This window comes from Pseudomonas sp. MWU12-3103b (genome assembly GCF_023100615.1).
Classification (GTDB): domain Bacteria; phylum Pseudomonadota; class Gammaproteobacteria; order Pseudomonadales; family Pseudomonadaceae; genus Aquipseudomonas; species Aquipseudomonas putida_A.
Map to the genome: position 1 here is coordinate 1 of NZ_JALMEY010000006.1, position 21,112 is coordinate 21,112.

The 21,112-nt window shown below is 60.8% G+C and carries 17 protein-coding genes and 1 pseudogene; 13 read left to right on the forward strand and 5 right to left on the reverse strand.

Annotation, left to right across the window (positions count from 1 at the left end):
* Positions 1-232: 232 nt before the first annotated feature.
* Positions 233-1,726: a CoA-acylating methylmalonate-semialdehyde dehydrogenase gene (locus M0808_RS11610; RefSeq protein ID WP_247841156.1), complete on the reverse strand. Its 1,494-nt coding sequence runs from the start codon at positions 1,724-1,726 to the stop codon at positions 233-235.
* Positions 1,727-1,802: 76 nt separating this feature from the next.
* Positions 1,803-3,152 (reverse strand): aspartate aminotransferase family protein, encoded by a 1,350-nt coding sequence (locus M0808_RS11615; RefSeq protein ID WP_247841158.1) that lies wholly within the window; start codon positions 3,150-3,152, stop codon positions 1,803-1,805.
* A gap of 138 nt (positions 3,153-3,290) precedes the next feature.
* On the opposite strand from M0808_RS11615, the gene M0808_RS11620 reads away from it, so the two are divergent.
* From M0808_RS11620 to M0808_RS11660, 9 genes are all read left to right on the forward strand, one after another.
* Complete coding sequence (locus M0808_RS11620; protein WP_007968115.1) at positions 3,291-4,211, forward strand: LysR family transcriptional regulator; 921 nt, start codon at positions 3,291-3,293, stop codon at positions 4,209-4,211.
* A gap of 122 nt (positions 4,212-4,333) precedes the next feature.
* Entirely contained in the window at positions 4,334-5,722 is a 1,389-nt protein-coding gene (locus M0808_RS11625) for a nucleobase:cation symporter-2 family protein (protein ID WP_247841160.1), read from the forward strand.
* 87 nt (positions 5,723-5,809) lie between these two features.
* Complete coding sequence (locus M0808_RS11630; protein ID WP_027613646.1) at positions 5,810-6,460, forward strand: TetR/AcrR family transcriptional regulator; 651 nt, start codon at positions 5,810-5,812, stop codon at positions 6,458-6,460.
* A gap of 7 nt (positions 6,461-6,467) precedes the next feature.
* On the forward strand, positions 6,468-7,049 hold the full coding sequence (locus M0808_RS11635; RefSeq protein WP_098967083.1) for a YigZ family protein: 582 nt from the start codon (positions 6,468-6,470) through the stop codon (positions 7,047-7,049).
* 606 nt (positions 7,050-7,655) lie between these two features.
* Positions 7,656-9,203 (forward strand): ABC transporter ATP-binding protein, encoded by a 1,548-nt coding sequence (locus M0808_RS11640; protein WP_247841162.1) that lies wholly within the window; start codon positions 7,656-7,658, stop codon positions 9,201-9,203.
* A gap of 15 nt (positions 9,204-9,218) precedes the next feature.
* A complete protein-coding gene (locus M0808_RS11645) occupies positions 9,219-10,325 on the forward strand; it encodes an ABC transporter permease (protein WP_247841164.1) in 1,107 nt (368 codons plus the stop codon).
* Positions 10,325-11,251 (forward strand): ABC transporter permease, encoded by a 927-nt coding sequence (locus M0808_RS11650; protein WP_003221385.1) that lies wholly within the window; start codon positions 10,325-10,327, stop codon positions 11,249-11,251. Before M0808_RS11645 ends, M0808_RS11650 begins: the two co-directional genes overlap by 1 nt.
* Positions 11,252-11,499: 248 nt before the next feature.
* Positions 11,500-12,186: an SDR family oxidoreductase gene (locus tag M0808_RS11655; RefSeq protein ID WP_247841166.1), complete on the forward strand. Its 687-nt coding sequence runs from the start codon at positions 11,500-11,502 to the stop codon at positions 12,184-12,186.
* 257 nt (positions 12,187-12,443) lie between these two features.
* Positions 12,444-13,802 (forward strand): 8-oxoguanine deaminase, encoded by a 1,359-nt coding sequence (locus M0808_RS11660; RefSeq protein ID WP_003221377.1) that lies wholly within the window; start codon positions 12,444-12,446, stop codon positions 13,800-13,802.
* A 124-nt stretch (positions 13,803-13,926) separates the two neighbouring features.
* Here M0808_RS11660 and M0808_RS11665 read toward each other — a convergent pair whose 3' ends face one another.
* Positions 13,927-15,018, reverse strand: a complete 1,092-nt coding sequence (locus M0808_RS11665; RefSeq protein ID WP_098967080.1) for a calcium:proton antiporter — start codon at positions 15,016-15,018, stop codon at positions 13,927-13,929.
* Between the two features lie 287 nt (positions 15,019-15,305).
* Here M0808_RS11665 and M0808_RS11670 point away from each other — a divergent pair, with 287 nt between their 5' ends.
* From M0808_RS11670 to M0808_RS11685, 4 genes and pseudogenes are all read left to right on the forward strand, one after another.
* Positions 15,306-16,379 (forward strand): BMP family ABC transporter substrate-binding protein, encoded by a 1,074-nt coding sequence (locus tag M0808_RS11670; protein ID WP_210556602.1) that lies wholly within the window; start codon positions 15,306-15,308, stop codon positions 16,377-16,379.
* Positions 16,380-16,523: 144 nt separating this feature from the next.
* Positions 16,524-17,489: a 2-oxoglutarate and iron-dependent oxygenase domain-containing protein gene (locus M0808_RS11675; protein WP_247841168.1), complete on the forward strand. Its 966-nt coding sequence runs from the start codon at positions 16,524-16,526 to the stop codon at positions 17,487-17,489.
* Between the two features lie 82 nt (positions 17,490-17,571).
* The gene (locus M0808_RS11680) at positions 17,572-18,525 is read left to right on the forward strand and encodes an adenosine deaminase (RefSeq protein WP_003221371.1); all 954 of its coding nucleotides are present in this window, start codon (positions 17,572-17,574) and stop codon (positions 18,523-18,525) included.
* Between the two features lie 18 nt (positions 18,526-18,543).
* Positions 18,544-18,633: pseudogene (locus M0808_RS11685) on the forward strand (DUF4381 domain-containing protein); the annotation flags it as partial.
* A gap of 10 nt (positions 18,634-18,643) precedes the next feature.
* On the opposite strand, the gene M0808_RS11690 reads toward M0808_RS11685, so the two are convergent.
* Both M0808_RS11690 and M0808_RS11695 read right to left on the reverse strand, forming a co-directional pair.
* A complete protein-coding gene (locus M0808_RS11690) occupies positions 18,644-20,026 on the reverse strand; it encodes an MFS transporter (protein WP_247268756.1) in 1,383 nt (460 codons plus the stop codon).
* A 126-nt stretch (positions 20,027-20,152) separates the two neighbouring features.
* Complete coding sequence (locus M0808_RS11695) at positions 20,153-20,884, reverse strand: helix-turn-helix transcriptional regulator (protein ID WP_097089938.1); 732 nt, start codon at positions 20,882-20,884, stop codon at positions 20,153-20,155.
* Between the last annotated feature and the right edge of the window lie 228 nt (positions 20,885-21,112).

Here is a 21,112-nt window from a genome sequence, read left to right on the forward strand (position 1 = left end):
TCTTTCAACTCCTTCCAGACCTCGATGAACTGAAGCAAGTCGCTGTCGAAAACTGCGTAACTCGTTGAATCTCAAGGAGTTTTCCGTTTCGACTGCGCCGGAAGTGGGGCGAATTATAGACCTCCTGAATCTGCCGTCAACCGCTTTTTTCACATTTCTGTCATATCGGTCAAAAAAACCCGAAAACACGAAGGCCGACCTTTAGAGGTCGGCCTTCGTCATGCCCTGCTACTTACAAGCTAGGGAAAGCGAACTGCGAAGCCTCATGGCTCGCACGCTGCGGCCAGCGCTGGGTGATGGCCTTGCGACGGGTATAGAAGCGCACACCATCCGGGCCATAGGCATGCAGGTCGCCGAACAGCGAGCGCTTCCAGCCGCCGAAGCTGTGGTAAGCCACAGGAACCGGCAGCGGTACGTTGACGCCGACCATGCCGACTTCAATTTCGTCGCAGAACAGACGCGCCGCTTCACCATCACGAGTGAAGATGCAGGTGCCGTTGCCGTATTCGTGATCGTTGATCAGCTTCATCGCCTCTTCCAGGCTGTTGACCCGAACCACGCACAACACCGGCCCGAAGATCTCTTCCTTATAGATGCGCATTTCAGGGCTAACGTTGTCGAACAGGCAGCCGCCGAGGAAGAAGCCCTCTTCGTTACCCGGAATGCTCAAGCCGCGACCATCGACGACCAAGGTCGCACCCGCGGCCACACCGTCATCGACATAGCCGCTGACCTTGTCCCGCGCCTGACCGGTCACCAGTGGCCCCATGTCCAGACCACACGAAGTGCCGGCACCGATTTTCAGCGCCTTGATCTGTGGAACCAGTTTCGCCACCAGCGCATCCGCTACCTGATCGCCGACACACACTGCGACCGAAATCGCCATGCAGCGCTCACCGCAAGAACCGTAGGCCGCGCCCATCAGCGCGCTGACCGCGTTGTCCAGATCCGCATCCGGCATCAGCACCGCATGGTTCTTCGCGCCGCCCAGTGCCTGAACGCGTTTGCCGCGCTTGGTACCTTCGGCATAGATGTATTCGGCAATCGGCGTCGAACCAACAAAGCTCAGCGCTTTGACTTCCGGCGCTTCAATCAGCGCGTCCACTGCAGTCTTGTCGCCATGCACCACGCTCAGCACGCCTTTCGGCAGACCGGCTTCGATCAGCAATTGAGCAATCAGCAGCGTCGAGCTTGGGTCACGCTCGGACGGTTTGAGGATAAAGCAGTTGCCGCAGACGATCGCCAGCGGGTACATCCACAGTGGGACCATCGCCGGGAAGTTGAATGGCGTGATGCCGGCCACCACACCCAGCGGCTGAAAGTCCGACCAGGCATCGATGTTCGGGCCGACGTTGCGGCTGTACTCGCCCTTGAGGATTTCCGGGGCGGCGCAGGCGAACTCGACGTTCTCGATACCGCGCTTCAGTTCACCGGCGGCGTCTTCGAGGGTCTTGCCGTGTTCTTCGCTGATCAATTGCGAGATGCGTGCTTCGTTCTGCTCCAGCAGTTGCTTGAAGCGGAACATCACCTGGGCACGCTTGGCCGGAGGAGTGTTGCGCCATGCCGGGAACGCAGCTTTGGCGGCGTCGATTGCATGTTGAATGGTTTCGCGGGTGGCCAGCGGCAGCTTGTGGATCGCCTGACCGGTGGACGGGTTGAACACATCAACCGCGCGACCGTTCTCGGTCACCAGTTCGCCATTGATCAAATGCGGGATAACGCTCATCGAAAACTCCTGAATTCTTGTGTACAGACGCCCACATGGGGCGCCTGTTATTCGCAGGTATATATAGAGGGAAAAATCAGTCGAGCTTGTTCAGCACTTCGCCAACCGCATCGAACAGACGATCGAGGTCTTGCGGCTTGCTGTTGAAGGTTGGGCCGAACTGCAGCGTGTCGCCGCCGAAGCGTACGTAGAACCCGGCTTTCCACAGGGCCATACCGGCTTCGAACGGACGCACGATGGCGTCGCCGTCACGGGCCGCGATCTGGATCGCACCGGCCAGGCCGTAGTTACGGATGTCGATGACGTTCTTCGAACCTTTCAGACCGTGCAGGGCATTTTCGAAATGCGGTGCAACCTCGGCCACGCTCTGCACGAGGTTTTCCTTTTGCAGCAGGTCGAGTGCCGCCAGGCCAGCGGCGCACGCCACCGGGTGGGCCGAGTAGGTGTAGCCGTGGGGGAATTCCACCGCGTATTCCGGAGTCGGCTGATTCATGAAGGTCTGGTAGATCTCGGAGCTGGCAATCACCGCGCCCATCGGAATCGCGCCGTTGGTCACTTGCTTGGCGATGCACATCAGATCCGGGGTCACGCCAAAGCTTTCGGCGCCGAACATCGAACCGGTGCGGCCGAAGCCGGTAATCACTTCGTCGAATACCAGCAGGATGTTGTGCTGATCACAGATCTCGCGCAGACGCTTCAGGTAACCCTGAGGCGGAACCAGCACACCAGCGGAACCGGCCATCGGCTCAACGAAGACCGCCGCGATGTTCGACGCGTCGTGCAGTTCGATCAACTTCAGCAGCTCATCGGCCAGAGCGATACCGCCCTGCTCCGGCATGCCACGGGAGAATGCGTTGCTGGTCAGCAGCGTGTGCGGCAGGTGATCGACATCCATCATCGCCTGACCGAACAGCTTGCGGTTGCCGTTGACGCCGCCGAGGCTGGTGCCGGCGATGTTCACACCGTGATAACCACGGGCACGGCCGATCATTTTGGTCTTGGTCGACTGACCTTTCAGACGCCAGTAGGCACGAACCATCTTCACCGCAGTGTCGGCGCACTCGGAACCGGAGTCGGTGAAGAACACGTGGTTCAGGTTGCCCGGGGTCAGCTCAGTGATCTTTTCCGCCAACTGGAACGACAGCGGATGGCCGTACTGGAAGCCTGGCGAGTAATCGAGGGTGCCCAGTTGTTTGGATACCGCTTCCTGGATTTCCTTGCGGGTGTGCCCAGCGCCGCAGGTCCACAGACCGGACAGCGAATCGTAGATCTTGCGGCCCTTGTCATCGAACAGCCAGCTGCCTTCGGCACCCACGATCAGACGCGGGTCGCGCTGGAAGTTGCGGTTGGCGGTGTACGGCATCCAATGCGCGTCCAGCTTCAGTTGGCTGGCCAGTGGCGACGGCGCGTTTTCAGGCATGTTCATCGGGCAAAACCTCGCAGGGCATAAGCATCAGGGAGATAAAAAGCGTTGTTGCAGCTAAATTGCCACGCGGATAAAGTCGGTGAAATCCAACTTTTCTAACCTTCAGTTAGAATCCTGCTAAACAATGAGAACAACAGCATGAGCAGTCGCCGCCCCGATCCGCTGGCCCAGGTCAGTGATTTTGATATTCGCCTGCTGCGGATTTTCCGCAGCGTGGTGGAGTGCGGCGGCTTCTCGGCGGCGGAAACCGTGCTTGGCATCGGTCGCTCGGCGATCAGCCAGCAGATGAGCGATCTCGAACAGCGCCTCGGCCTGCGTTTGTGCCAACGCGGCCGCGCCGGGTTCTCGCTGACTGAAGAGGGCCGCGAGGTTTATCAGTCAGCGCTGCAACTGTTAAGTGCGCTGGAAAGTTTCCGCACCGAGGTCAATGGCCTGCACCAGCACCTGCGTGGCGAACTGATCATTGGCCTGACCGACAACCTCGTCACCCTGCCCCACATGCGCATCACCCATGCCCTCGCCCAACTGAAGGAGCGCGGGCCGGACGTGCAGATCCAGATCCGCATGATCGCACCCAATGAAGTCGAACAAGGCGTACTCGACGGTCGCCTGCATGTCGGCGTGGTGCCGCAGGCCAGCGCACTGTCGGGGCTGGAATATCAGCCGTTGTACAGCGAACGCTCGCTGCTTTATTGCGCGGTCGGCCACCCGCTGTTCTATGTCGATGACAAGCAACTGGATGACGAACGTCTTAATAGTCAGGACGCGATTGCCCCGACCTTTCGTTTGCCGGCGGAGATTCAGGCGCATTACCAGGCGCTCAATTGCACCGCCAGTGCGTCCGACCGTGAGGGCATGGCGTTTCTGATTTTGACCGGGCGTTACATCGGTTATCTGCCGGATCATTACGCCAGCCTGTGGGTGCAGCAAGGTCGCTTGCGTGCGCTGAAATCGACGACACGTTTTTATGATTTGAGTCTGGCATCGGTCACGCGCAAGGGGCGGCGCCCTCATTTGGTGCTGGAAAGTTTTCTGGAGAGTCTGGCGGCGACGCGTTGAAAAATCCTGCAAGGCCCGACAGATCAGGTTTTCAACCACAGAATCACTGAATAACCTGAGCAAGTGGACAGTTTTTTGCAAAGCAGGATCAACCCCGATCCTTCAACAAGAAGCCTTAAGCCATGCAGCCAGATTCTGAACCGTCCAGCGACCTGATCTACGGCCTCGACGACCGCCCAAAACCACCCGCCGCAATCCTCGCCGCCCTGCAACACGTGCTCGCCAGTTTCGTCGGCATCATCACCCCACCGCTGGTGATCGGCTCGGCCCTCGGCCTGACCGCACACTTGCCGTACCTGATCAGCATGGCGCTGATGGTGTCCGGGGTCGGCACCTTTATTCAGGCGCGGCGGCCGTTCGGCATCGGCGCCGGGATGATCTGTTTGCAGGGCACCAGTTTTGCCTTTCTCGGCGCGGTGCTGTCGGCCGGGTTTCTGGTCAAGCAGCGTGGCGGCAGCCCGGAAGACATTCTGGCGATGATCTTCGGCGTGTGCTTTTTCGGCGCCGTGGTGCAGATCGTCCTCAGCCGTTTCATCGGTCAATTACGCCGGGTTGTTACGCCGCTGGTGACCGGGATTGTTATTACTCTGATCGGCGTCAGTCTGATCAAGGTCGGCATCACCGATCTGGGCGGTGGATTCAATGCGCCGGACTTCGGGGCGCCGGGCAATCTGGCGCTGGGGGTGTTCGTGTTGCTGACGATCATCCTGCTCAATCGCTCGAACACGCCGTGGGTGCGGCTGTCGGCCATCATTATCGGACTGCTGCTCGGCAGTCTGGCCGCGTGGTTCAGCGGGAAACTGGTTCCGCAGGCATTGCCTGACTTGCCGCTGGTCAGTCTTCCTGCACCCTTCAAGTTCGGTTTCAGCTTTGACTGGACAGCTTTCCTGCCGGTCGCGCTGATTTATCTGATCAGCACCATCGAAACCGTCGGCGACCTCACCGCCAATTGCATGCTTGCCCGCCAGCCGATCAGCGGCCCCTCTTATATAAGTCGTTTGCGTGGTGGCGTGCTCGGTGACGGCGTGAGCTGCATGATCGCCGCCACCTTCAGCGCCTTCCCCAACACCACGTTTGCGCAGAACAACGGCGTGATCCAGTTGACCGGCGTGGCCAGCCGCTATGTCGGGCTGTACATCGGCGCGATCCTGTTTTGTCTCGGCCTGTTCCCCATGATCGGCGCGGTGCTGCAGCAGATCCCCAAACCGGTGCTCGGCGGCGCCACGCTAGTGATGTTCGGCAGCGTAGCAGCGGCCGGGGTGCGGATCCTCGCGCAGTCGCCGCTGGACCGACGCTGCATGCTGATCATCGCCACCTCGCTCGGCGTCGGCCTGGGCATTGCCGCGCAACCGAACCTTCTGCACCTGTTGCCGAAACTGGTGCAAAACCTGTTCGATTCGGCGATCACCAGCGGTGGCCTGACCGCGATCATCCTGTGCCTGTTGCTGCCGGAGGCGAAAACTACCCGCGTCGAATCCGCCGCAGCGCTGAACAAGATCGAACAGGCGTAACGGTTTTATTGCATCAGCACTTGTCGGATGCCTGTGGGTGCGTTATCAACGCAACTGGTTGCACCCACAGACAAACCGGAAGTGCCTATGACCTTTGAAGTCCCTGCTCACGGCGGCAAACCCGCCAGCCGCATTCGTCAGAAGAACGAAGAGACCATCCTCAAAGCCGCCGAAGACGAGTTCGCCCGTCACGGTTACAAAGGCACCAGCATGAACACCATCGCGCAGAATGCCGGGTTGCCCAAGGCGAACCTGCATTACTACTTCACCAACAAGCTTGGGTTGTACGTGGCGGTGCTGAGCAACATCATCGAGCTGTGGGACAGCACCTTCAACACCCTGACCGCCGAGGATGATCCGGCCGAAGCGCTGACCCGCTACATTCGCGCCAAGATGGAATTCTCCCGCCGCCAACCGCAAGCCTCGCGGATCTTTGCGATGGAAGTGATCAGCGGTGGCGAATGCCTGACCGAGTATTTCAACCAGGATTACCGCGCCTGGTTCCAGGGCCGCGCAGCCGTGTTCCAGGCCTGGATCGATGCCGGCAAGATGGACCCGGTGGATCCGGTGCACCTGATTTTCCTGCTGTGGGGCAGCACCCAGCATTACGCCGACTTCGCCACGCAGATCTGCCGCGTCAGCGGTCGCAGCAAGCTGACCAAGCAGGACATGGAAGACGCCGGCAACAACCTGATCCGCATCATTCTCAAAGGCTGCGGCCTCACCCCGACTATTTAAGACGTTTATGCCTTTCACCCTCAGCGGTTTTTGCGAGTACCGCGAAGAGATTCGCAAAAGCCGCTTCATCACCGTCGCCGCGCCGATCGGCAGCCCCGCCGACGCGCAGGCGTTCTTCGAACAACACAGCGACTTGAATGCCTCGCACAACTGCTGGGCGTGGAAACTCGGTGCGCAATACCGCAGCAACGACGACGGCGAACCCGGCGGCACCGCCGGACGGCCGATTCTGGCGGCCATCGAAGCGCAGGATTGCGATCAGGTCGCGGTGCTGGTGATCCGCTGGTATGGCGGCATTCAACTGGGCACCGGCGGTTTGGCCCGAGCCTATGGCGGCGGCGCGAACAAGTGCCTGCAAGCGGCGGCAAAAGTCGAGTTGATCAGCCGTGTGCCGCTTAGTTGTGCCTGCGGCTTTGCCGAGTTGGCGTTGGTGAAGCTGCGGGTGGCGGATCTGGCTGGCTTGGTAGTGGAAGAAAACTTCACTGCCAATGGTGTTGAGTTGCAGTTGGCAGTGGGTGAGGCGCAGATCGAGTTGTTGCAAACGCAACTGGCGGATCTCAGCCGTGGTCGGATAGTGCTGCAGCGTTAGAAGAGCAAAAGATCGCAGCCTTCGGCAGCTCCTGCACAGGACTTAGTGTTTCCCAGTAAGAGCCGCCGAAGGCTGCGATCTTTTAGGGCATCGACGGATTTCTTTATTCCAGCAACTTGCCCACATCTGCTGTGCACCCGACTGTGGATAACCTGAGCACATATGGCTGTAACCCTTCTGTCACGTGGCTTTGCGCGATTTGCTCACTTTTCGTCCACTGCGCATGAAAAAAGATAAATCCCACGTAAAAACAGATAGTTAGCGCTTTTTATCACCATTGGGAGATAGCATCCCAGCGCTTATGCCAAGGATTTCCAATTGCGCACAAATACTGTGGAACAACCTGTGGATAAGCCGTTCATGGCTGGCGCAGTCGCAGGTTCTGTATAGCTTCGACCCGGCTGCTCGTTTTTTAACCAGTTCGTCACGGTGCAAAAGTGGAGCCGGATCAACAGCTTTGCGCTGAATTGGTGCCGGCTCCTCCTGCGTTTTTCAGCGCGACGCTCTGCCGCCGGCACGCGGCAACAGTTACGGCGGGCGTTCCTGACTCAATGGCCAGGAAATTGCTTTATCCACAGGCACAACTCCAAGCCAGTCGAGCCTGTCATGCCAAGCCCAGATTCAACGCCGCGCCTGCAACTGCGCCAGATCAGCAAACGCTACCCCGGTTGCCTGGCCAATGACGCCATCGACCTGTGCATCGCGCCCGGGGAAATCCACGCGCTGCTCGGTGAGAACGGCGCGGGCAAAAGTACCTTGATGAAGATCATCTTCGGCGTGACCCAGGCCGATACGGGGGAAATGCTCTGGCAGGGTCAGCGAGTAAATATTCGCAACCCGGCGCAGGCCCGGCAGTTGGGGATCGGCATGGTGTTCCAGCATTTCTCGCTGTTCGAAACCCTCAGCGTCGCGCAGAACATTGCTCTGGCAATGGGCGCCGAGGCCGGTACGCCGAAACAGCTTGAGCCGAAAATTCGCGAAGTGTCGCGCCGCTACGGCATGGCGCTGGAGCCGGAGCGACTTGTCCACAGCCTGTCGATTGGCGAGCGGCAACGAGTGGAGATCATTCGCTGCCTGATGCAGGATATTCGCCTGCTGATCCTCGACGAGCCGACGTCGGTGCTGACGCCACAAGAGGCCGACGAACTGTTCATCACCCTGCGCCGCCTCGCCGCCGAGGGCTGCAGCATTCTGTTTATCAGCCACAAGCTCGCGGAAGTGCGCGCCCTGTGCCATAGCGCCACGGTTTTGCGCGGCGGGCGGGTCGCCGGGCATTGCCGGCCGGCCGAATGCTCGGATCAGCAATTGGCGCAGATGATGGTCGGCGAAGCGGCGGCGTTGATCGGCGAATATCCGAAGGTCAGTGGCGGCGCGGACTTTCTACAGGTCAACGGCTTGAGCTGGCACAACCCCGATCCCTTCGGCTGCTCGTTGAGCGACATCAACCTGCAAGTGCGCGGCGGCGAAATCGTCGGCATCGCCGGGGTCGCGGGCAATGGCCAGGATGAGTTGCTGGCGCTGCTCAGCGGTGAACAAACCCTGCCCCGCGACGGCGCGACAACAATTTGTTTCGCCGGGCAAGCGGTCGCCGATTTGCGTCCGGATGCGCGGCGCCAACTCGGTCTGGCGTTCGTCCCGGCAGAACGCCTGGGCCACGGCGCAGTGCCGGAACTGAGCCTTGCCGACAACGCCTTGCTCACGGCCTTTCAACAGGGGCTGGTGAGCAACGGTTTGATCGAGCGCAGTAAAGTCGAAGCCCTCGCCCAACAGATCATTCAGCGCTTCGGGGTGAAAACCCCGGGCACTCACGCGGCCGCGCGCAGCCTGTCCGGCGGCAATCTGCAGAAATTTATCCTCGGCCGGGAAATTCTCCAGCAACCGAAACTGCTGATCGCCGCGCACCCGACTTGGGGCGTCGACGTGGGCGCGGCGGCGACCATTCACCGCGCGCTGATTGCCCTGCGCGATGCCGGCGCGGCGATCCTGGTGATCTCCGAAGACCTCGACGAACTGTTCCAGATCAGCGACCGCCTCGGCGCCCTGTGCGCGGGGCGTCTGTCGCCGCTGCAGAACACCACCGACACCCTGCTGAGCGATGTCGGTGGCTGGATGGCCGGGCACATCAACCCCACGCATTCATCGGCCACGGCCTGACGGAGTTTTCCCAACATGCTGCTTTCCCTCGAACCCCGTGGCCAACAATCGCGCCTGATGTTGTGGTGCTCGCCGTTGCTGGCAGCACTGCTGACCCTCGGTTGCGGCTCGCTGTTGTTCATCGCTCTGGGACATGACCCGCTGCAAACCTTGCACACGTTGTTGATCGCACCGGTCAGCGATCTGTATGGCGTCTCCGAACTGCTGGTCAAGGCGCTGCCGATTCTGCTTTGCGCACTTGGTCTGGCGGTGGCTTATCAAGCGCGGATCTGGAACATCGGCGCCGAAGGTCAATTGCTCCTCGGCGCACTCGCTGGCAGCGCCTTGGCGGTGAACATCATCGACCTGCAAAGCCGTTGGGCACTGGTGCTGATTCTGCTCACCGGGACCTTCGCCGGGGCCGCTTGGGCCGGGCTGACGGCATGGCTGCGCACGCGCTTCAACGCCAACGAAATCCTCACCAGCATCATGCTCAATTACATCGCGCTGAACCTGTTGCTGTTCTGCGTGCACGGGCCGCTGAAGGATCCGGCCGGCTACAACTTTCCCGAGTCGGCGATGTTCGGCGACGCCAGTCGCCTGCCGCTGCTGACGGAGGATGGCCGGGTGCATGCCGGGGTGTATTTCGCTTTGCTCGCACTGGTTGCGGTCTGGGTGTTGTTGCAGAAAAGCTTTGTCGGTTTCCAGATCAAAGTGCTAGGTCTGGATAAACGTGCCGCAGGTTTTGTCGGCTTTCGCGAGAAGCGTCTGATCTGGCTCGCGCTGTTGATCAGCGGTGGTTTGGCCGGGCTCGCCGGGGTTTGCGAAGTGACCGGGCCGATCGGGCAATTGGTGCCGCAAGTCTCGCCGGGCTATGGCTATGCAGCAATCACCGTGGCGTTTCTCGGGCGGTTGAACCCGATCGGGATTCTGTTCTCAAGCCTGCTGATGGCGCTGCTGTACATCGGCGGTGAAAGCGCGCAAATGACCTTGAATCTGCCGCAAGCGATCACCCAACTGTTTCAGGGAATGATGCTGTTTTTCCTGCTGGCCTGCGACGTGCTGATTCTTTATCGGCCACGCCTGAAACTGCGCTGGACACGGCGCGCGTCGACCACCGCCGTAACCGCCGGAGCGCTGTGATGGATATCGATCTGTTGAGCAATATTTTCTACGCCATGGTGCGTTGCGGCACGCCGCTGTTGTTGGTGGCGCTGGGTGAGTTGATCTGCGAGAAGAGCGGCGTGCTCAACCTCGGGCAGGAAGGAATGATGCTGTTTGGCGCAGTGATCGGTTTTATCGTCGCCCTCAACAGCGGCAACCTGTGGCTCGGCGTGTTGCTGGCGATGCTCGCGGGGATGCTCTTGTCTTCGCTGTTTGCCCTGGTGGCGCTGGTGTTCAATGCCAATCAGGTGGCGACCGGGCTGGCGCTGACGATCTTCGGTGTGGGCCTGTCGACCTTTGTCGGCGCGGCGTGGGTCGGCAAGCCGTTGGCCGGATTCGAGCCGTTGGCGATTCCGTACTTGAGTGAGATTCCGCTGATCGGGCGCATGCTGTTTGCTCAGGACTTGCTGGTGTACCTGTCGTTCGCGCTGTTTGCGCTGGTGGCTTGGGTGATCATCAAAAGCCGTGTAGGGCTGATCATTCAGGCCGTTGGTGAGAACCCGGACGCGGCCAGTGCGATGGGCCTGCCGGTGCTGACCGTGCGCACGCTGGCGGTGCTGTTCGGCGGGGCGATGGCCGGGTTGGCCGGGGCGTATCTGTCGCTGGCTTACACGCCGATGTGGGCCGAGAACATGACCGCCGGACGCGGCTGGATTGCCCTGGCGCTGGTGGTGTTTGCCAGTTGGCGGGTGTGGCGCTTGTTGCTCGGGGCTTATCTGTTTGGCCTCGCCAGCATCCTGCATCTGGTGGCGCAGGGCTTGGGGCTGGCGATTCCGTCGAGTCTGCTGGCGATGCTGCCGTATGTGGCGACGATTGTGGTGTTGGTGCTGTTGTCACGGGATGCCGTTCGTACCCGGTTGTATGCGCCGGTGTCGTTGGGGCAGCCGTGGCAGGCCGGGCATTAGAGTGGTGATGCCACTGGCCTCATCGCTGGCAAGCCAGCTCCCACAGTGTCCATGTTGTGTACATGATTTGCGAACACCGCTGAGCGTCCTGGGAATTTGATAAGCAACCGCGCTAAAGCCTGGAGTATGCTCCGGGCTCAACAGCTCTTTTGAGACCCGGCTCGATGTGTTGCGACGAGTACTGCAACTACGGCTGGGTCAGGCGTGTCCATTGAATCCGTGAACCGTAATCTTCAAGGAACCGAGTCATGTCCCAGGCAAAAAACGCACTGATCATCGGCGCCTCCCGTGGCTTGGGCCTCGGGCTGGTGAAAACCCTGCTGGCCGACGGCTGGCAAGTGACCGCCACCGTGCGCAATCCGCAAAAGGCCGAGGCGCTGCAAGCGCTGGGCAAGGTGCGGATCGAGAAACTCGACATGGACGACCAGCAGGCGGTGATCGCCCTGAGCCAGCAGCTCAAGGGTGAAACCTTCGACCTGCTGTTCGTCAACGCCGGGGTCAAAGGCCCTGAAGTGCAAACCCCGGGTGGCGCGACACTGGCCGAAGTCGGCCAACTGTTTTTCACCAACGCCGTGGCGCCGATCAACCTGGCGCAACGCTTCGTCGGGCAGATCCGCGACGGCAGCGGCGTGCTGGCGTTCATGAGTTCCGGCCTGGGCAGCGTCACCGTACCCGACGCCCCGGAGCTGGCGCTGTACAAGGCGAGCAAGGCCGCGCTGAATTCGATGACCAACAGTTTTGTCACCCAGTTGAGCGAGCAGAAACTTACCGTGCTGTCGCTGCACCCGGGCTGGGTGAAGACGGATATGGGCGGTGAAGGCGCCGACCTGGATGTGGAGACCAGCACTCGCGGGCTGATTGATCAGGTGAATGCGTATACCGGCAAGGGCGGGCATCACTTCATCAACTACAAGGGTGAAACCATTCCCTGGTAAACACCACATCCCCCTGTGGGAGCGGGCTTGCTCGCGAAAGCGGTATGTCAGGTAACTGATCTATTGACTGACACGACGCTTTCGCGAGCAAGCCCGCTCCCACATGGGCAGTGTATGTTGGCGGTCGGGTTGGGCTTGCCCGATCCGGCGATTTGTTTGAAACTCCGCACCTCGTCCAACGCGGCGACCCTGGATCAGCAGACAGGGCAACACTGAGCTGGCAACCCTGAACCCAACTTTCAGAGGAGCCGGCCACAATGCCTGCGACCCGTACCTGGTTAAAAAATCCCCTCGCCATTTTCACGGCCAACGCGCTTGATGCCCGTGGCGGTCTGGTGCTGCAAGACGGCGTGATCGTCGAAGTGCTCGCTGCCGGTCAGCAACCGTCCGCGCCGTGCAACGAAGTGTTCGATGCCCGCGAGCATGTGATCCTGCCGGGCCTGATCAACACCCACCATCACTTCTATCAAACCCTGACTCGCGCCTGGGCGCCGGTGGTCAATCAGCCGCTGTTCCCGTGGCTGAAAACCCTGTACCCGGTGTGGGCACGGCTGACCCCGGAAAAACTCGCCCTCGCGACGAAAGTGGCTTTGGCTGAACTGCTGCTGTCAGGTTGCACCACCGCCGCCGACCACCATTACCTGTTCCCGGACGGTCTGGAAAACGCCATAGACGTGCAAGTCGAAACCGTGCGTGAACTGGGCATGCGCGCCATGCTCACACGCGGTTCGATGAGCCTCGGCGAGAAGGACGGCGGCCTGCCGCCGCAGCAGACCGTGCAGGAAGGTCAGGTGATTCTCGACGACAGCCAGCGCCTGATTCACGAGTACCACGAGCGCGGCGATGGTGCGCAGATCCAGATCGCTCTGGCGCCTTGCTCGCCCTTTTCGGTGACCCCGGAAATCATGTCGGCCAGCGCCGAACTGGCGAATAAACTCGACGTGCGCCTGCACACGCACTTGGCGGAAACCCTCGACGAAGAGGATTTCTGCCTGCAGCGTTTCGGCCTGCGCACCGTGGATTATCTGGACAGCGTCGGCTGGCTCGGCCCGCGCACCTGGCTGGCCCATGGCATCCACTTCAACCCGGATGAAATCGCTCGCCTCGGCCAGGCCGGCACCGGTATCTGCCATTGCCCGAGTTCGAACATGCGTCTGGCCTCCGGCATCTGCCCGAGCATCGATCTGACCGATGCCGGTGCGTTGTTCGGTCTGGGCGTGGACGGTTCGGCCTCCAACGACGCGTCGAACATGATCCTCGAAGCGCGGCAGGCGTTGTACATCCAGCGTCTGCGTTATGGTGCGGAAAAGATCACCCCGGAACGCGTGCTAGGCTGGGCAACCAAAGGCTCGGCGAGCCTGTTGGGGCGTACCGACATTGGCGAGCTGGCGGTGGGCAAGCAGGCGGATCTGGCGTTGTTCAAGCTCGATGAGCTGCGTTTCTCGGGCAGCCATGATCCGATTTCGGCGCTGCTGTTGTGCGGTGCCGATCGTGCGGATCGGGTGATGATTGGCGGCAAGTGGCGCGTCGTTGATGGCCAGGTTGAAGGGCTGGATCTGAAGGGCCTGATCGCCGATCACAGCCAGGCGGCTCGGCAGTTGATCGCCGGCACCTGATCCCAACACTAAACCCTGTGGGAGCGGGCTTGCTCGCGAAGGCGGTGTGTCATTCAGATTTAGCCTGCCTGACACACCGCTTTCGCGAGCAAGCCCGCTCCCACATTTGGATTTGTGTATGTCCTTAAAGGCCCAGCAGGGACAGCATGATAAACGTCGCAAACAGCACAAAGTGAGTCATGCCTTCGATGGCATTGGTCTCGCCGTCATTCAGGTTGATCGCACTGACAATCAGCGTGATGAAGATCATCACCGTCTGCACCGGGGTCATCGCCATTTGAAACGGCTGACCGGTGTACAGCGCCATCGCTTCCATCACCGGCACGGTGAGGATCACCGTCGACAGTGACGCGCCCATCGCAATGTTCACCACCGACTGCATGCGGTTGGCCAACGCGGCACGCAACGCCGTCAGAATCTCCGGCGCCGCGGAGATCGCTGCCACCAGAATCGCCGTGATCACCGGCGGTGCACCGGTACCTTCCAGGCCCAGATCGAGGGTCTTGGACATCACTTCGGCCAGTGCGCCGATCACCACCACGCCGAACACCAGAATGCCGATCGACCAGGTCAGGCTCAGCGGTTTCGGTTCATCTTCCACCGGCTCTTTCTTGCGGCGTTTATCCGGGTAGCTGTAGCTGAAAAAGTAACTGTGCGGCCCGACCTGCATGCGCAGGAACAGCGCGTAAAGCACCACCATCGCACCGATGGTGAACGCTGAATAAATCTTCCAGTTGGCCGCCGGAATAAACTCCGGCACCACCATCGATACGCCCATGGCGGTGAGGATCATCACGCTGTAGCTGCGTGCCGAATCATCGTTGTACGACTGCTCGCCGTGCTTGAGCCCGCCCATCAACGCGGCGAGGCCGAGGATGCCGTTGATGTCGAGCATCACCGCCGAATAGATCGTGTCCCGCACCAGCGTGGCGGACGCCTCGTTGCTCATCATGATCGCCAGGATCACCACTTCCACCAGCACCGCAGCGAGGGTCAGGATCATCGTGCCGTAGGGGTCGCCGACTTTTTCTGCGAGCAGTTCGGCATGATGGGCGACGCGCATCGAGGCGGCGACGATGAAGGCGATCAGCACCAGACCGCAGACCAGCGCGACGATCTGGCCGCTGTGGAGCATCCAGTGTTCCAGCGGATAAGCGATGCACGCGGCAATCACCGCCAGCAGCAGAAAGCTTTCTTGCTTGAGGATCGTGAGCATGGCGGGCCTTTTTGCCGAGAGATTCGAATGAGCTACTGACTGCGGCGCGGCGCTAACGTTTCGTTACACCTTAGCGCACCAACCGATTGCAGCGGGTTTCAGGCATGCACTTTTATCGTTCCTGCCGGCCTCTTCGCGAGCAAGCCCGCTCCCACAGGGAATCGCATTCCAATGTGGGAGCGGGCTTGCTCGCGAAGGCCGCACTTCGGTTTTGGATTGTTTGTTGTCCTGTTGGTCAGCAATTTGCATTGCCCCTGACCACACACAACAAAATGGAGCTCCAATTCATGCAAATACGTCCGCTGCACAAACTGCTGTGCGCCGCCATCGGTCTGGGGATCAGCCTGAGCGCCAGCGCTGCCGATCCGCTGAAGGTCGGTTTTGTCTACATCGGCCCGATCGGCGACCACGGCTGGACGTATCAGCATGAACAGGGGCGCAAGGCACTGGCGGAGAAATTCGGCGCGCAGATCAGCACCAATTACGTCGAGAACGTGGCCGAGGGCGCCGACGCCGAGCGGGTAATCCGCAACATGGCCAAGGACAACTACGACCTGATCTTCACCACCTCCTTCGGCTACATGAACCCGACGCTGAAAGTCGCCAAACAGTTTCCCAAGGTCACCTTCGAACACGCCACCGGCTACAAGCAGGACAAGAACCTCGGCACCTATCTGGCGCGCACCTACGAGGGTCGTTACGTCGGCGGCTTCCTCGCGGCGAAGATGACCAAGAGCAAGAAAGTCGGTTACGTCGCCTCGTTCCCGATTCCGGAAGTGATCCGCGATATCAACGCCATCCAGCTGGCGCTGAACAAGTACAACCCCGGCACCGAGATCAAAGTGGTGTGGGTCAACTCGTGGTTTGACCCGGGCAAGGAAGCCGACGCCGCCAACGCCCTGATCGATCAGGGTGTGGACGTAGTGTTCCAGCACACCGACAGCCCGGCGCCGATTCAGGCCGCCGAACGGCGTGGCGTGTACGCCGTGGGTTACGCCTCGGACATGGCGCACTTCGGCCCGAAAGCGGTGCTGACTTCGATCGTCAACGACTGGGCACCGCACTACATTCAGGCGACCCAGAGCGTGATCGACCACAGCTGGAAATCCCAGGACTACTGGGGCGGGCTGAAGGAAGGCACGGTTGAACTGCCGATCAGTGATCTGGTGCCGGCACCGGTGAAAGCCGAGGCCGAGCAGATCATCGCCGACATCAAGAGCGGTAAATTGCAACCGTTCACCGGGCCGATCAAGGATCAGGCCGGCGTGGAGAAAATCCCGGCAGGTGTGAGTGCGACGAATGCGGAACTGGCGTCGATGAACTATTACGTGGAAGGGATGAAGGCCGAGATGCCGAAGTAATTCCGGCCCCACCACCATTCCCCTGTGGGAGCGGGCTTGCTCGCGAAAGCGGTGTATCAGCCAACGCATGTATCGACTGACACGGCCCCTTCGCGAGCAAGCCCGCTCCCACATTTGGATCTTCAGTGTTCTCAAGGATTGTGTATGGATCAGCTCCCGATCATCGACATCAGCCCGCTCTATAACGACGACCAAAACGCCTGGCCCGCCGTCGCCGCGAAGATCGACCACGCCTGCCGCGAATGGGGCTTTTTCTACATCAAGGGCCACCCGATTTCCGCACAGCGCATCAACTCGCTGCTCGACCACGCCCAGCGTTTTTTTGCGCAACCGACCGAAGAAAAACTCAGGATCGACATCACCCAGACCCGCCACCATCGCGGCTACGGCGCCATCGCCACCGAACAGCTCGACCCGGACAAACCCAGCGACCTCAAGGAAACCTTCGACATGGGCCTGCACTTGCCGGCGGATCATCCCGAGGTGCTCGCGGAAAAACCGCTGCGCGGGCCGAATCGTCATCCGGCACAAGCAGGCTGGGAAGCGCTGATGGAGCAGCATTACCTCGACATGCAGGCGCTCGCGCAAACCCTGCTGCGGGCGATGACGATTGCGCTGGGGATCGAACGCGACTTCTTCGATTCGCGCTTCGTTGAGCCGGTCAGCGTACTGCGGATGATCCACTACCCACCACGCCACACCGCCAGCAGCGCCGAACAGCAAGGCGCCGGAGCGCACACCGATTACGGCTGCATCACCCTGCTCTACCAGGACAGCGCCGGCGGCCTGCAAGTGAAGAACATCAACGGTGAATGGATCGACGCGCCACCGATTGACGGCACCTTCGTGGTCAACCTCGGCGACATGATGGCGCGCTGGAGCAACGACCGTTATCGCTCGACGCCGCACCGGGTCATCAGCCCGCTGGGGGTGGATCGCTATTCAATGCCGTTCTTCGCCGAGCCGCACCCGGACACCCGCATCAAATGCCTTCCCGGTTGCCAGGACGCACAGCATCCGGCGAAATATCCGACCACCACCTGCGCCGAATTCCTGCTGTCGCGCTTCGCCGATACCTACGCCTATCGGCGCGAGCCGCAAGCGGTGTGATGGATCGCTTGGTCAGGTTTTGCCAATTGTTTCGGCGCGCATCTGTAGAATGGCCGCCATCTGCACCTGATGAGAAAAGAATATGTACGATTGGCTCAACGCCCTGCCCAAGGCCGAACTGCACCTGCATCTGGAAGGCTCGCTAGAGCCTGAGTTGCTGTTCGCCCTGGCCGAACGCAACAAGATCGCCCTGCCGTGGAGCGATGTCGAAACCCTGCGCAAGGCCTACGCCTTCAACAACCTGCAGGAATTCCTCGACCTGTATTACCAGGGCGCCGACGTGCTGCGCACCTCGCAGGACTTCTACGACCTGACCTGGGCCTACCTGCTGCGCTGCAAAGCGCAGAACGTGATTCACACCGAACCGTTCTTCGACCCGCAGACCCACACCGACCGGGGCATCCCGTTCGAAGTGGTGCTCAACGGCATCGCTGCGGCACTCAAGGATGGCGAACAGCAACTGGGCATCACCAGCGGTTTGATCCTGAGCTTCCTGCGTCATCTGAGCGAAGACGAAGCACAGAAAACCCTCGATCAGGCGCTGCCGTTCCGTGATGCGTTTGTCGCCGTCGGCCTCGACAGCTCGGAGATGGGTCACCCGCCAAGCAAGTTCCAGCGTGTGTTCGACCGTGCCCGCCACGAAGGCTTCCTGACTGTTGCCCACGCCGGTGAAGAAGGCCCGCCCGAGTACATCTGGGAAGCCATCGACCTGCTGAAAATCCAGCGCATCGACCATGGCGTACGCGCCATCGAAGACGAGCGCCTGATGCAGCGGATCATCGACGAGCAGATCCCGCTGACCGTGTGCCCGCTGTCGAACACCAAGCTCTGCGTGTTCGATCACATGTCGCAGCACAACATCCTCGACATGCTAGAGCGTGGGGTGAAGGTCACCGTCAACTCCGATGACCCGGCGTACTTCGGCGGCTACGTCACCGAGAACTTCCATGCGCTGCATGAACACCTGGGCATGACCCAGGATCAGGCCAAGCGCCTGGCGCAGAACAGCCTGGATGCGCGTCTGGTAAAACCGTAAGTACAAAGCAAATCCCCTGTGGGAGCGGGCTTGCTCGCGAAAGCGGTGTGTCAGTCGACATATTGGTTGAATGACACACCGCCTTCGCGAGCAAGCCCGCTCCCACAGGGTGCTGTGTTCAGCCAGCGATCTCTGCTTCAGTCAGCTCTTCCAGCGTCTTGCCCCGCGTCTCCATCCCGAACAGCCACACCACCCCCGCCGCAATCGCAAAGCACAGCGCGCCCAGCGCAAACACTCCGCCTTGCCCGGTAATCGGGAACACCAGCCCGGTCACCAGCGGCCCGAGCAACGAGCCGACACGGCCAATCGCCGAGGCAAAGCCCGAGCCTGTGGCCCGCGCCGAAGTCGGGTACAACTCCGGCGTGTAGGTGTAGAGCACCGCCCACATGCCGAACAGGAAAAACTGCATCAGCAGCCCCGAGCTGATCAGCAAGGCGACGTTGCCGCCGAACACCGCACTCTGCCCGTAGAGAAACGCCATCACTCCGCCGCCGAGCAACGTCACGATGCACACCGGTTTGCGCCCCCAGCGTTCCACCAGCCACGCCGCCATCAGAAACCCGGGAATCCCGCCCAGCGATATCAGCACGGTGTAATACACCGACTGGGTCACGGCGAAACCCGACTGTTGCAACAACGCACTGAGCCACGATGTCAGCCCGTAGAAACCGAGCAAAGCGAAAAACCACAGGCTCCAGATCATCGTGGTGCGCTGGCGATATTGCGGCGACCAGATCTGCTTGAGCGCCGAGAAGAAGTTGCCCGGCGGCGTCACTGTTCTTGGCAGGCGCACCGGCTCCGGCAGCGTCGCCCCCCCGAGCGACGTGCGCACGCGCGTCTCTATTGCGCTCAGGACCTTGTCCGCCGCCTCATGGCGTCCGGCTTGCTCCAGCCAGCGCGGTGATTCGGGGATAAAGAAACGGATCGCCAGCACAAACACCGCCGGCACCGCCAATACCAGGAAGATATCGCGCCAGCCAATCAGCGGCAGCAGAAAGTACGACAGCACCCCGGCGGCAACAAAACCCAGCGGCCAGAAACCGTCCATCAATGCAATGTAGCGCCCGCGCCGCTGCGCCGGGATCAACTCCGAAAGCATCGACTGTGCAATCGGAAACTCCATGCCCATGCCGATCCCCAGCAGGATCCGGAACAGCGTCAGGCTCTCGACCGTTTGCGCGGTCGAACACAGATAACTGGCCACGCCCCACAACACGATGCTCCACTGAAACACCGGTTTACGCCCGAAACGATCGGCGAGCATCCCCGATAACGACGCCCCCAGCACCATGCCGAAAAAACTCGAACTGGCGAGCAGGCCAGCCTGTGCACTGCTCAAGCCGAACTCGGTTTTGATCGAGCCGAGCAGGAACGTCATCATGGCCAGGTCCATGGAGTCGAAAAAGAACGCCAGGGCAATGATGATGAAAATGACCCGGTGATAACCGCTGAGCGGCAGCCGTTCCAGGCGTTCTGCCGCGCTGAAGTCTCGCGTATCCATGCCCATCCCCTCCGCAATGTGTGCGGATCGAGTGTGCGCGATAACGCCTCAGCGCTTTTTCTGGATACGACCTGTTCGCAGTCACAGGCGACGCCAGCGTCGAAGTGTCGGCCGGCGAACGCTCTATTACGCCAATTCCAGCTCGGTTTCCTTGGCGAACCGCTGGATTTCCCGCTGCCCGGCCGGGGTCACTTGCAAGGCTCGGGAGTCCTTGGGCAGCACCAGCCAGCCGGACTGCATGAACAGTTGCAGCACCGCCGCGCCGAGTGAACCGCCCAGGTGCGGGCGACGTTCACTCCAGTCCGGACAGGCGCACGCCACCTGAGCCTTGCGATGAGCGAGGGCCTGGATGAACACACCGCGGTTGGCCAGTTGCGTCGAGCCTTTGAGGGTCACCACGACCCGCTGCTCGATCTGTTCGAGCCAGCCGGCATCGAGCAGACGCTGATACAGATCGGCGGCCAGCGTGCCACCCAAATGATCATCGCAAAAGCGCGCACGCAGCAGTGAAGACGGCGCAGTCCGGGGATTGGCGCTCGGTGCCGAGCGTTTGAATACGTGAGGAATTTCCCGCGGTGCGCTGGCGATCGTGGCACTGGCCAGCGCTTCGATGGCCGCCGCGATCTCCGGGGCTGCCAGACGGAAAAAGCGCTTGCGCCCACGGACCTCGACTTTCAACAGGCCCCCGGCGGACAAACGCCCCAGATGCGCACTGGCCGAAGATGGCGACAACCCTGCCAGCAGCGCCAGCTCTTCGGTCTGGCGTGCCGAGCCATCCATCAACGCCCACATCATCGCACTGCGCTTGGGGTCGGCCAGCAGCGTGGCGATCTGGCTGATGCAAGGTGCATGTTCCATGTATTCACTCCCTGTTGAATCGTATCGTCTACTGCTCGAAGACATCTTGACCAGTAATGGGTCATCGGCCAAGACGGGTAAAACGCCATGAACCGGAGCAAGCCAGGCCGGTGCTGCGGCACCCGTCAATGGAGTGTCCGCGGCGTTTGTGCAGCGCTCGCCCGGCTCTGAAAAACCGGCCGGATTCAGTCCTGACCGGTTATCGGTGCAGGTTTGAGGCGGTCGCTA